Origin of the sequence: Candidatus Absconditicoccus praedator (assembly GCF_021057185.1) — a bacterium.
Taxonomy (GTDB): domain Bacteria; phylum Patescibacteriota; class Gracilibacteria; order Absconditabacterales; family Absconditicoccaceae; genus Absconditicoccus; species Absconditicoccus praedator.
Genome location: NZ_CP054059.1, coordinates 1,062,431 through 1,075,197, shown reverse-complemented (window position 1 = coordinate 1,075,197; position 12,767 = coordinate 1,062,431). Strand labels below are relative to the sequence as shown.

Sequence of the window (12,767 nt, the reverse complement as noted above, 5' to 3'; positions counted from 1 at the left end):
ATTATCAAGAATAATTTTCTCAGATATGACCCGCTATTTTTACAGAAGGATTCAATACAGGCATATCATCATTCCAGTTTGCAGGACAAGCACTTCAAGGATTTTCATTAACAAACTTTAAAGCCTTAAGTTTTCTTATCAAGTCTTTTGAACTTCTTCATATTGGCTCAGTTACTATCTCAATAGACTTCAATACTCAATTTGGATCTATAATAAATGTTCATCTTTCTGAATTTCAAGTCTCTTCATTCAGAATTCAAAAATATCTACTTAGAATTCATCTTCTATCAGATATCATAGGATATTTTAGGTCATTCAAAAGTTTTTCATTTTCTACCCATCATTTGTGAGAAAAAACTGTATCAGTACTAGCAGCCAAAACTTCAACATCTCATAACTTATAAATTTCTTCTATTGACTTATTTAAATCTTTTAATTCAGTAGGACAAACAAAAGTAAAATCAGCAGGATAAAACATTATAACCAACCATTTTCATTTATAATCACTAATTTTTTTGTTAATTACATCATCACTTGTAGGATCATACATTTCCAAGTCAAAATCTAATATTTCATGTTCAATTTTTACCATAGGATAATTACTTGTAGCTTCTGATAATAATTCTTCTTTCATCATTTCTTTATCCATTTTTTTATTTTATAATATAAATCACAATGAGATAATAGTAAATCAAATCTAATAATAAAACACAAAAGTTAGGCAATATTATTTATTTCAATACTTTCTTTCTATTTCTTCTTGTTTTTTCTTCATATACTCTTGAAATTTTTCTTTCTTAAAAAAGTATATATAAAATGCTCATCATATTAACAATACAAGAACAATCAAAGGAAATGAATCAATTATCACTTCATAATAAGAAACAAATAAAACTCATAATACAACCACTGTAACAGCCCACAAAATAGAACCTATAAAATTATATATCATAAAAGAGAATTGCTTCATTCACATACTTCAAGCTATAAATGGAATAAAAGCTCTTGTCATAGGGTGAAATTTACTAAGAATAACTGCTATTGGTCAATATTTATGTATTCAAGATTTTATATAATCAAGCTCTGTTTCTCAAATTCAAAACCATTCTCAATACCTTTTAAAAAATGCATCACCTACATAATAACCAAGAATATATCAGGTATAATTACCCAATACAGCTCATAACGCTGCTACTACCATTACATTTATTAAAAATTCCTGACCAAAAAAACCTCAAACTGTAAGTAACACGGTCTGTCAAGGCAACAACATTCAAACCAAAGGAAAACTTTCTATAGCTGCACTCAAAAATGCTATCAAATAATTCCAGTTTCAAAGTCATTTAACTACTTCTTCTATCCATTCTATTATATTTTTAATTACTTCTGGATAAAATATTGTGATAAAAGCAAGAATGAAAGTTGTTACAATTATCGTAATATTTAAGACATGAACCAAAAAATACCCTATCTTTTTTCGCATAATTATAATTTTTGATTTATTTTATAAAAAAAATTAATATAGCTTTTATTATAAAAACATTTCTTTAAAAAACATATTTAAAAACTTTTCTATTTTAAACAACTATCTTTTTAAAACAAGAAATTTTTTTAACTTTTGGAAAATAATTGTATAATACCTAATTTTTGTTGTTCACAAGTAAACAAATAATAATAAAATTTATATAAATTTAAATACTAACCCCAAAAAATGAACTACAAACTACCAATACTAAATTATTCATATGATGCACTAGAACCATATATAGATAGTAAAACCATGGAAATTCATCATAGTAAACATCATCAAACATATATCGATAAATTAAATACTAGTATTGAATGAACACAGTTAGAATCAAAATCTTTGGAGGAGATGTTTGAAAATATAGATAAATTACCTATTGCTGTAAGAAATAATTGAGGTTGAACATTCAATCACAATCTTTATTGGGATATAATGTCACCAAGCTGATGATGAAAGCCAGAAGGTAATCTACTATATGAGATAGAAAACACATTTTGAAGTTTTGAAAAACTACAAGAAGAATTAGAAAATGCATGAATCACACAGTTTGGATCATGATGGGCATGGCTTATTATTGACAACAACTGAAAGCTAAAAATTACAAAGACCCCAAACCAAGATAATCCTATGATGAATATAATTAATGAAGAAGATAGATGAAAACCTATCTTATGAATAGATGTATGGGAACATGCATACTATCTACAATATCAAAATAAAAGACCTGAATATCTTAAAAACTTTTGGAATGTAATAGACTGGAAAAAAGTTGAACAATATTTTGAAAAATATAGATAATTAAATAAACAATAAGTAAACCTTATAATAATAGCTAAAAATAAATATTGTAATTTCAAATTTATGTTATTTTACAATTTTGAATTTATCCAAAACATATACTACTTAAATAAATAAAACAATAAACTATTTTATAGGTTGAATTTTTTATATAAAAAATTATATATTTGTTTGTTTTATTTATAAAATTCATAATATGTTCTTAAAACTAAAAGAACCTGAATGGTGAAAATTACTTCTTGAAAACTTAAATGATTTTGCAGATAAAAACTATTTTTTATCTAAGTACATTCCTATAACAGCAGATATTTTTGTGTTTGTTTATCCAATATATTTAGTATATTTGTATTTGTATGGAGTTTACAATAAAAATGTAAATTATAAATATGCTTCATTATATATATTTTTTTCTTGAGTTACCAGTATGATAGTAAGTCAAGCTTTTCAGTTTCTAATTATTAAAGATAGACCTGAAGATCATATAGAATCCCAAAAAAACCTAGTATTAGAACACCTACCAGATGTAAGTATTCCATCAGATCATATGACTCTAAGCATGGCTATTGCAACCTCTTCTATGCTATGGGGATTACAAAATAAAAATAGATTTTTATTGGCTTTCTCTTTTGTTTTATTTATTTTCTCTTTTATTATGTGAATATCTAGGGTGATGTGATGAATACATCGACCTACTGATATAATAGCTGGTTTCTTTTTATGAATTTTATGTCCTTTGATTTTAATAAGACCAAAAATTTATTGATTCTTTAAAAAACGAGTTTTTGATCCATTGATAATATTACAAAAATATATTTTTGAAAAGCTTTTTTGAATAAAAGAATACTAACTAAAATTTATAGTTTGAAATTCACTTTTTTATAATTATATATAATACTATATTGGTAATACAAATTATTTTAAAAATTATATTGTAAATTATGTGATTTTATTTTTTAAGACATTGAAAAGTTTGAAACAATTTAGATTGATTTTTGAATGGATGAGAAGAAAACCAAGAACTTTCAAATCAATGATTAAAAGATTTTGAAGATGCTAATTTTCAAGAAAAACTCAAAAAACTTAATATTGATAAAATATTTTCATCAAAACTTATAAGAGCTATTCAGACATCTCAAAAAGTTGCAGAAATAATTTGATACAATAAAAATATAATAAAAGATAACAGATTAAATGAACAAATGTATTGAGAATTCTCCTGAAAAAAAGTAGATGATCTTTTAGAAAAATATAATTGCAATAAAACTCAACTTAGTTATATTTACAGAACTAAAAATGAAAACTGAGAAACTTGGGAAGAGTATGTCTCAAGAATAAGGTCGTTTTTAATAGATAATACAAAAGAAATTAATAATAAAAATGTTCTAGTGGTAGCTCATTGATGAGTATACAAAGCATTAATTTCAATTATTCACTGAAAATCATTAAAACAAATTCTAGACGAAAAAGAATGATTAGATAATTTATGATTAGCTTATATTCCAATTAGTTAGTTTTTTATTTTTGTAAAAATATTTAATGGTAGATATTCAAGACATCAAATTGCCTCCTAACTCTCAGGAAGCCGAAAAATGAGTTATATCAAGCATAATACTTGATAATGATTCTTTGTACTCAGCAACATCATATTTTATAAATGCTGAAGATTTTTATCAAAAAGAACATCAGTTTATTTATGAAGCAATTTCTCAGTTATGGGAGTCCAATAAAACTATTGATGTTATTACTATTTCTGACCAACTTTCAAAAAATTGAAATCTTGAAAATATATGAGGTATTGACTATCTTTACGAATTATCAAGTTTCGTATTAACTCCTACTGTAGTATGAGAGTATTCTAAGATTGTTAAAGAAAAATCCATATTAAGAAATATATTAAAAACATCCCAAAAAATAGCATGAGATGTATATGAAGAAAAAGATACTTGACAAATACTTGATAATATAGAAAAAAGAATATTTGACTTGACTCAGATAAATACAAGTAGTTCTTTGGCTCACATAAAAGATATACTCAATCAAAGAATGGAAGAATATATGGAAATTGTTGATGATCCATCAAAGGTAGACAAATGAAAAGTTTTATCAACTTATTCTCACTTGGATAACTTATTGGGAGGATTTAAGCCAGGTGATTTGGTGATTTTGGCTGCAAGACCAAGTATGTGAAAAACATCATTTGCTATAAATCTACTTATAAATGCTGCTATAAAGCAAAACAAGTATGTTGCAATGTTTTCCTTGGAAATGTGAAATGACCAAATTGTTGATAGAATACTATCTTGTGTATCTGAGACACCTTTAGGAAAAATTCACAGATGAGATCTTCACGAAGAAGATTTTGCAAATATATGAGAAGCAATGGAAAAATTATCTGAGGTAAACATTTTTCTTGATGATAAATGATGAGCTACCATTCCCGAACTAAAATCAAAACTAAGAAGACTAAAAATAGAAAAAGGAGGGCTGGACTTGATATTAATAGATTACCTTCAATTAATGAGCTGAGCATCTTCAAAGTTTGCTGGAAATAGAGTACAAGAAATTTCAGAAATATCTAGATGACTTAAAGAATTAGCAAGAGAACTTGAGGTTCCTATTTTAGCTTTATCTCAACTTTCTCGTGCAGTAGAACAAAGACCAGATAAGAAACCTCAACTTTCTGATCTTAGAGAGTCTTGAGCTATAGAACAAGATGCGGATGCAGTTTTGATGTTATTTAGAGAAGATTATTATGATCCTGATACAGACAGGAAGTGACTTGCAGATGTTTTTTTGAGGAAAAATAGAAATTGACCAGTTTGAGATGTAGAACTTGTTTTTGTAGATAATGTTATGAAATTTTATGACAAAGCAGAAGAAGAAAGCGGATATCTAGAATAAATTTAATTTTTTTCGCAAGAGATGATAAAAATAATATCTGTATGAGATAGTGATAAACATTTTGATAAAGCTATCTTTGAATATCAAAAAAGACTTGGAAAATCAGTTGAACTGATACCTATAAAACCTGTTAAATGAGAAAGTATAGAAAACACTATAAAGTTTGAAACAAAAAAAATTTTAGATAAATTAAAAAAATATCCAAATTTCCATAAAATAATCCTAAACAAAAGTTGAAAACTGGTAGACTCTCATTATTTTTCACAATTTTTTCCCTGAAACAATAATACAGCTTTTATATTAGGAGGCCCATATGGTCTAAATACTTCACTTCTTTACCCTAGCATACAGCAAGAAATCTCATTTTGAAAAATTACATTGCCACATTGAATTGCCAAACTAGTTTTACTAGAACAGCTTTATAGATGATATACAATATCAATAAATAAATCGTATCATTACTAAATTTTATTCATTCCAGTACTTGTATTTATCTATTTGTCATGTTACAATTTTTTGATAATAATCTGCTATTTCATAAGATTTATCAGCACTATAAGAAATAATATTTCAGTTTGTTTCTTGTATTTTTTGAATAGGAGTTACTTCTGCAGCAGTTCATACAAAAAAAGCCTCATCAAAGTTTTGTATTTTATTTGGAGAAATTGAAGTCTCTTCAACTATATATCATAAATCTTTTGCTACTGCATTTGTTATTGTATCCCTAGTTATTCAAGGAAGAATTGACTTAGAATTTGGTGTATATAAATACTTATCTTTTATAAAAAAAATATTTTCACCAGGTCATTCAGCAACATTTCATTCATTATCTAAAAGCAAAGCCTCATCATATCAATTGGCTTTTGCTTCGGTATTAGCAAAAACACTATTTATATAATATCAACTTATTTTTGCGGTCATAATTGCAGACTGAGGATGTGGTCTTATATAGCTGGAAATACATACATTTATAGGATTTTCTGATAGGTATTTTCACCAACTTCGTACTGATATACTAATGTTTTGCTCAGCTCAAGCAGGGTTTAATCACATTTTACCTGATCAATACCATGCAATTGGTCTTATATATCAATTTTCTATTCAGTTTATTTTAATAAGTTCTTTTGTTGCTTCATTTAAATCGTTTATAGAAAAATCTGTATTTATATTGATACATTGCATACTATGAACAAATCTTTTCATATGGTCTGTAAGCCTAAATATTTTTGGTCATTTTTCTGTTTGATAAATTCTAATTCATTCAAACACTGCTGTTCAATAATGTAAAGCATGATTTACTGTATGTATTTTTGAGTCATCCCATTGCAATTTTTTTCAGTTTTCTCGTATATATTTTGTTTCAAATCCCATTTTTTAAAATAAATTTCTAAAATATATTTTATAGTTTAAGAATATTTCTTGAAAATTCAATTTTAAGTATTTAATATTTATCACAAAAAATCAAACACAATTTATTGACATTTTTGCGCAAATAATTATAAAGAATATACCATCCATACAAAAGGAGTACAACTTATGGAAATGCCAAGCAAATTTGCCTTTAAATGTCCTGATGGACAAACTAGGAGATTCAAAATCCAAAAGGAAATTGGTGGATTTGGAATCTATGAAAAACAAGGACTGTTTGGAGATAGAAAAGTAGCCAAAGTAGGAAATGAAAATGATATTGTTCCTACTATCAAAAGCCTTTTTTCTTGAATCTCAAAGCCGGAATGGAATTCACCATTTCGGCTATTTTTTAATTTTTGTATAATCAATTAATTCAGTACTACCAGTTTGCCTATTTATAACTTCTACAATATTTTCTCAAGAAGATAATGTTTTGTCTGAAACTACTATTTTATATGGAAAACCCACCAAATCAGCATCTTTTAGCCTATATCATGGAGATTCTTTTCTATCATCTAAAACAGCTTCTATTCAACATTTTTCAAAGTAATTATATATTTCTTCAGCTTTTTTATATCATGTCTCTCATATTGGAATTATATCATATTTATAAGGAGCAATATTTTCTGGCCAAATAATTCATTTTTCATCATTAAACACCTCCACAACTACTCACATTAAACGAGAAGTTCATATTCAATAACATCACATTTGTACTAATTCCTGAGAATTAGTTTTGTCTTGATAAAAAAGATTAAATGCTTTTGAAAATCTATCATACAATTTAAATATATTTCATACTTCTGCAGCTTTTCTTTTTTCAAGCTCTCTTCAAATTTTTTTAGAGTATATTGATGAAATATTTTCTCATTCTTTTACTATATCAAAAATATCTGTCATACATTCAGCTAATTCTTCATTGATTGCATAATTAGTTTTTGTATCTATCCAAATATTATCTTCTCATGCATTAGTTAATGTTTGGAATTCTATAGAAGGTTTGTCGGAAAAATCTCATCAAGGTGCTTCTACTTCATAAGTTAATTTGCCAAGTCATACTCTATCAAAAATTTTTCTATATGCTTTTGACACAAGCTCAAAATATTCATCTAAATCTTTTTCATTTTCATGAAAACTATACAAATCTTTCATAGAGAACTCTCTTCACCTCAAAAGTCAAGATTTAGCTCTTTTTTCATTTCTAAATTTTGTTTGTATCTGATAGATATATCTTGGTAAATCTTTATAAGATTTTATAAATTCTTCTGCTATAGGAGTAATAATCTCTTCATGGGTGGAATTCAAAGCAAACATATGTCATCAAGCTCATTCAAGTTTGTATAAAACATCTATTTCATCCCATCTTCATGTGGCCTCCCAGTTAGCTTTGGACGACAATACAGGCATAAAAACTTCATTTCATCAAATCTTATTCATCTCTTCCCTAACAATATTTTCTATCTTTCTCAAAACTCTTAATCAGAAAGGTAGATATGTATAAACTCATGCTATATTTCTTCTAACAAATCATCACCTTGTAAGCAATTGAGCATTTATAGACTTTTCTTCTTCTGAAGATTGTTTTGAAGTTTTTACAAAATAATTACTTAGCCTCATTTGTTCAATATAAGTATATTAAATTAACTACTTTTTCTTCTTCAAGATTTTTTAACTAAATACTTCATTCTTTCTATATAATCTTCTATTCATAATAGTTTTTGAAGTCATTCATGTTCTTTTAATTTTTGTAATACTTTTTGCTCAATTTGTCTTACTCTTTCTCTAGTGACATTAAATTCTGCTCATACTTGTTCCAAAGTATATTTTGGTCAATCTATACCATATCTCATTTTAATAATTTTTGCTTCTCTTTCATCAAGCATTGAAAGAATTTTATCTAAATTTGTAGAAACTGTTTCTCTTTCTACATAATTGTCTGGAGTCAAAGTTTTTTCATCTGCTATCAAATCTCAAATACTATTTTTTCAATCATCACCTACTTCAGCATCCAAAGAAATATTTCAAAAAATCACTTCTTCAAGCTTTTTAACTTTCTTGTATGGATAATCTAAATATTTAGCAATTTCTTTGGCATTTGGCTCTCTTCCATATCTTTGAAAAAGCTCTTGTGATGCTCTATTGAATGCATTTATCTCGTCAATTAAGTGTACAGGTATTCTTACATTTTTAGTTATATCAGCTATTGATTTTGTAATAGACTGCTTTATCCACCAAGTTGCATATGTAGAAAACTTAAAATCTTTATCTGGATCAAACTTTTCAATAGCTTTTATAAGTCATATATTACCTTCTTGAATTAAATCCATAAAAGATAGTCTAGATCACAAAAATCTTTTGGCGATACTAATTACCAACCTAAGATTTGATTCCATAAGAATTTTTGTAGCCTGTTCATCTCAATCTTTTATTCTTCTTGCCAATGATTTTTCTTCATCAGCTGTCAGCAACGGTATTTTAGAAATATCATTAAAATAAAGCTTTATGAAGTCCTTGTATTGAACATCATTTATATGATGTTCATTTTCATATAAGGATACTTTTCAAAGTTTTCTATCCTGCTTTTCATCCTTTGCCTCTTTTTCTAATATCTCCTCTATTGTTTCAATTTTTATACTCAACTTATCTGCAACATCATAAAACTTTTCTACAATTTCTATTTGTTCATCAATATCACTTACTTTACTTATTATTTCATCTTCTGTAATATGTCACCTATCCAATCAAGTATTTAAAAGGTCTTGTAAATTTTCTGGAAGCTCTTTTATATCTTCTTTTAATTTGTCCCAAAGCTTTTGTTTAGCCATAAATAATAATTTCTAAAAATATAAATATATTTAATATATTACGAAAAAAATCAAAAAATATAACCACATAATAATAATTTTTCAATAAAATTCAAACTTAAATTAGACTTTTTATATATAATACAACAAATAAAGATAAATAAAAATCCATAAAAAAACAATTGGCCAAAATTTCAACTGAAAACTTGACTTTGATATTTTATGTGAAAATAAGATCATCCCTAAAACTCATCATATTATTCATCAAAAAAGATTAGATAATAATAGTATATTTTCACTTATTCTCCAATATCAAAAATAGGCTTTAAATTTATCTATAGCAAAAAGAAAAAATACTATAATATTAATTATTATCAAATAATACAAAAAAATCATAAAAGAATAATTAAGCTAAATCAATCTGAGAAAGCACCTCATTTCATTCTTTTCTTGCATAAATAATAGCTTTCAAACAGTCTTCTCAACTACAAATACTTTCCCAAAACATATGAGAATAAACCATTGTTTCTTGTTGGTAGGCTGGCTTTCATTCAACTTTTGCATAAAACTTATTTATAATTTCAAAATCTTCATCTAAAAGTTCTTGTCAGTTAATAATATGCTTTTTGTAGACTTGTATCAAAGATTCTGATAGTTTTTTGTTTCAACTTATCATTAAAAACTCTAACCTATAAAACTGTAATTGTTCATCCTGAGTAAGACTTTCTTTTTGTTTAAGCTCCCTGTACTGCTTTCTTTGAGTTTCTGAAAAAACTTCTTTCAATACATCTTCAACTCTTTTTTTAACTCATTCAAAAACATTTCTTAAATCCTCAGTAAAAGACATCACATCAAGGCTATTAGTTACTGCAGTTTGTGTCATTTTGTTTTTATTTTTTATTTAAATTAATAATTTTATTTTAACCAAATTTAAACAAATTGCAAAAAATAATAATTATTTAAAAACAACCTCTTGCAATTTTCCTGACAAATCATCATGAGAAGTTTTTTTATTTGAATATAATTTTCAGACCATCAGTACCAAGTTCATTTTTTTTGATATTCAAAAAGAACATTTAATTTTTTTCATTTATTTATTTTCTTGAATTTTTTTTGATTAATTTCAGAAAGATTAAAAAGTTTTTTTTCTCTTTGATTTTTTATTGAATCATCAATTTTACCTTTATACAATGAAGCAGGAACTGAATCTCATTTTATATGAGAAGAAAATGGAAATATATGCATATTCGTAAAAAAATATTTTTCAAGCATATTATATGTTATCAAAAAATCTTCATAAGTTTCTTGAGGAAATCACACAATTATATCTGCACCAAGATTGATTAAATCTTTATCATCTCTTTTTAAACTTCTAATTGTTTCAATTTTTTCTATCAATTCACAAGATGTATAATTTCTATTCATATTTTTTAAAACCTTATCTGAAAAACTTTGTACAGAAAAATGAAAAAAAGGCATTATTCTTTTATTTTCTATCACATCAAAAAAATAATCATCGAGAAATTCTGGAGAAATAGATGATATTCTAATTCTTGGAATATTTGTATAATTCAAGATATCTCTTAGAAGATGTGAAAATTTACTTTCTTTTGAATTTCTTGTATTGGAAGCTCACCATGCAGAAACATTTACTCAAGTTAATACCACCTCTTTTCATCAGTATTTATGAAATTCATTTATTTCATCTATTATCTCTTTTTTATTTCTATTTCTACTTTTTCATCTTTTTTTGCTGTTATACAAAAAGTACAGTTGGTATCACAACCATTTTGTATAAGTATATTTTTCCTAGTATATATACTTTTTTCATATCATTTAATAGTATCAAAATTTCATTTAGGAGACTCAGGCAAAAGCCTAATATTGTAAAAATAATCTTTTAATTCTGGAAACTGATCTAACAGTTTTTTTTCATCAATTATATTTCATTTATCGATACTACCACATCATGCTAAATATACTATTTTTCATTTTTTAATTTGTGATTTAGCTTCTTTTATCCATTTTGTTTTTGCTTTATCAGTAACCTGACATGAAACCAACAAAAAATAATTTCTATCGTAAATATTTTGTTCATAAAAATAGTTTAACCATTGATTTGCATAATATTTATTTAATCTACATCAAAAAACTTTGTAATCCATAGAAATTTAAATTATAAAAATGCATAAATAAATATACTTACCACAAAAAATACTAATATAGCAAGATTGATCAAGTTTTTAATTTTTTCTTTTTCAAGCTCTTGGCTTATTTGTTTGTTTTTTAAATTTATTTTTTCTTTTTCTATTTGATGTTGTTCTTTTTCTTGATTATAGTCAGGCAAAGCTACTGTATTAGCTAACTTACTTTCAAGTTCTGTAATAGTTTTTTGCATATTGAATATCATGGCATTTTTGGCTTCTATTTGCTTATCTTTTTCTTGTAATACCTCTACCATTTCTTTTAATCAGTCTGCTGAATTTTGTTGAGACACCTCTCATTGCTCCCAAGAGGTATTTTTAACTATTGATAAACTTTCATTTTGTTTTACACCAAAAAGTTGAGATTTGAGAGTTTCTATCTCATCTTCAGACAGATATATCTTATTTGCATGTTTTTTGTAAGAAATAGTTCATCTTCTAATATATCTATCTATTGTTCTTGTAGATACATCTAATTTTTTAGATGCTTGTTTTCTTGTCAAATTATATGTCAAACTCATCATTATCATATCAAGATCCAAAAAATGCATTTATAGTCAAAACTAACAAAGCTCAGCAAGCTCAAGACAAGATAAAAAGATATGTCATCAACAAGTTAGTTCATATATCCATATGCAAAAAATCAAAACTTCCTCTTTCTCATAAATTTTGAAAATACAAAATCAACAGCAAAACTGATAAAACAATCATTAGTACCAAATATACATATTTCATTATAATTTTTTAAGTAATAAATTAGCAATACTTACTACAATTGATAATATTACAACTTGCAAAAATGTTCACAAGACTATCTCTATTTCTAATGGTAAAATATCATTTACAGTATATGCATAAAGATAAAATATTCAAATATTAATTATAATACTCATTAATCAAGACATCAACAACATCAATGGAAACACTAATGCCTTCAATAACCTTTTTATAACTTCATCAAACACCCAGAATGTAGCTCAAAGAGCAAATATCAATTCAAGAGTAATAGCAGATTTAGGCTCGATACTAAATCATAATTCAGGAATATATCTTGCAATTACATATATTACAAACGCATTGATTAATATAGATGACAGTATTTTATTTATCATTTTTTTAAGT

General features: G+C 25.7%; 16 protein-coding genes. 5 read left to right on the top strand and 11 right to left on the bottom strand.

Features of this window, described 5'->3' with window-relative positions; translation table 25 throughout:
• Position 1: 1 nt before the first annotated feature.
• Together HLG78_RS05175 and HLG78_RS05170 are read right to left on the bottom strand one after the other, a co-directional pair.
• Positions 2-649 carry a peroxiredoxin gene (locus tag HLG78_RS05175; RefSeq protein WP_231177986.1) on the bottom strand — a complete coding sequence of 216 codons (648 nt, stop codon included), beginning with the start codon at positions 647-649 and terminating at the stop codon, positions 2-4.
• Positions 650-727: 78 nt separating this feature from the next.
• Positions 728-1,483, bottom strand: a complete 756-nt coding sequence (locus HLG78_RS05170) for a DedA family protein (RefSeq protein ID WP_231177982.1) — start codon at positions 1,481-1,483, stop codon at positions 728-730.
• A gap of 228 nt (positions 1,484-1,711) precedes the next feature.
• Between HLG78_RS05170 and HLG78_RS05165 the strand changes: the two genes are divergently transcribed.
• The 5 genes from HLG78_RS05165 to HLG78_RS05145 all read left to right on the top strand — a co-directional run bounded on the left by HLG78_RS05165 (position 1,712) and on the right by HLG78_RS05145 (position 5,692).
• Positions 1,712-2,326, top strand: a complete 615-nt coding sequence (locus HLG78_RS05165; RefSeq protein WP_231177977.1) for a superoxide dismutase — start codon at positions 1,712-1,714, stop codon at positions 2,324-2,326.
• A gap of 196 nt (positions 2,327-2,522) precedes the next feature.
• Entirely contained in the window at positions 2,523-3,173 is a 651-nt protein-coding gene (locus HLG78_RS05160; RefSeq protein ID WP_231177972.1) for a phosphatase PAP2 family protein, read from the top strand.
• 91 nt (positions 3,174-3,264) lie between these two features.
• Positions 3,265-3,837, top strand: a complete 573-nt coding sequence (locus tag HLG78_RS05155) for a histidine phosphatase family protein (protein WP_231177967.1) — start codon at positions 3,265-3,267, stop codon at positions 3,835-3,837.
• Positions 3,838-3,862: 25 nt separating this feature from the next.
• On the top strand, positions 3,863-5,227 hold the full coding sequence (gene dnaB / locus HLG78_RS05150; RefSeq protein WP_231177955.1) for a replicative DNA helicase: 1,365 nt from the start codon (positions 3,863-3,865) through the stop codon (positions 5,225-5,227).
• 21 nt (positions 5,228-5,248) lie between these two features.
• Entirely contained in the window at positions 5,249-5,692 is a 444-nt protein-coding gene (locus HLG78_RS05145) for a 23S rRNA (pseudouridine(1915)-N(3))-methyltransferase RlmH (protein ID WP_231177952.1), read from the top strand.
• Positions 5,693-5,695: 3 nt separating this feature from the next.
• Here HLG78_RS05145 and HLG78_RS05140 read toward each other — a convergent pair whose 3' ends face one another.
• From HLG78_RS05140 to HLG78_RS05100, 9 genes are all read right to left on the bottom strand, one after another.
• Positions 5,696-6,598 carry a branched-chain amino acid transaminase gene (locus tag HLG78_RS05140; protein WP_231177949.1) on the bottom strand — a complete coding sequence of 301 codons (903 nt, stop codon included), beginning with the start codon at positions 6,596-6,598 and terminating at the stop codon, positions 5,696-5,698.
• A 381-nt stretch (positions 6,599-6,979) separates the two neighbouring features.
• Entirely contained in the window at positions 6,980-8,254 is a 1,275-nt protein-coding gene (locus HLG78_RS05135) for an aminoacyl--tRNA ligase-related protein (RefSeq protein ID WP_231177947.1), read from the bottom strand.
• Between the two features lie 23 nt (positions 8,255-8,277).
• A complete protein-coding gene (locus HLG78_RS05130; RefSeq protein WP_231177944.1) occupies positions 8,278-9,462 on the bottom strand; it encodes a sigma-70 family RNA polymerase sigma factor in 1,185 nt (394 codons plus the stop codon).
• Positions 9,463-9,847: 385 nt separating this feature from the next.
• Positions 9,848-10,324 (bottom strand): hypothetical protein, encoded by a 477-nt coding sequence (locus tag HLG78_RS05125; protein ID WP_231177941.1) that lies wholly within the window; start codon positions 10,322-10,324, stop codon positions 9,848-9,850.
• Between the two features lie 47 nt (positions 10,325-10,371).
• Entirely contained in the window at positions 10,372-11,226 is an 855-nt protein-coding gene (locus HLG78_RS05120) for a radical SAM protein (protein ID WP_231177937.1), read from the bottom strand.
• A complete protein-coding gene (locus tag HLG78_RS05115) occupies positions 11,151-11,606 on the bottom strand; it encodes a hypothetical protein (protein ID WP_231177934.1) in 456 nt (151 codons plus the stop codon). Before HLG78_RS05115 ends, HLG78_RS05120 begins: the two co-directional genes overlap by 76 nt.
• A gap of 11 nt (positions 11,607-11,617) precedes the next feature.
• On the bottom strand, positions 11,618-12,196 hold the full coding sequence (locus HLG78_RS05110; protein ID WP_231177931.1) for a helix-turn-helix domain-containing protein: 579 nt from the start codon (positions 12,194-12,196) through the stop codon (positions 11,618-11,620).
• Positions 12,150-12,380 (bottom strand): hypothetical protein, encoded by a 231-nt coding sequence (locus HLG78_RS05105; protein ID WP_231177928.1) that lies wholly within the window; start codon positions 12,378-12,380, stop codon positions 12,150-12,152. Before HLG78_RS05105 ends, HLG78_RS05110 begins: the two co-directional genes overlap by 47 nt.
• Complete coding sequence (locus tag HLG78_RS05100) at positions 12,380-12,757, bottom strand: phage holin family protein (protein ID WP_231177925.1); 378 nt, start codon at positions 12,755-12,757, stop codon at positions 12,380-12,382. The genes HLG78_RS05105 and HLG78_RS05100 overlap by 1 nt, the downstream gene beginning before the upstream one ends.
• Positions 12,758-12,767 lie beyond the last annotated feature (10 nt).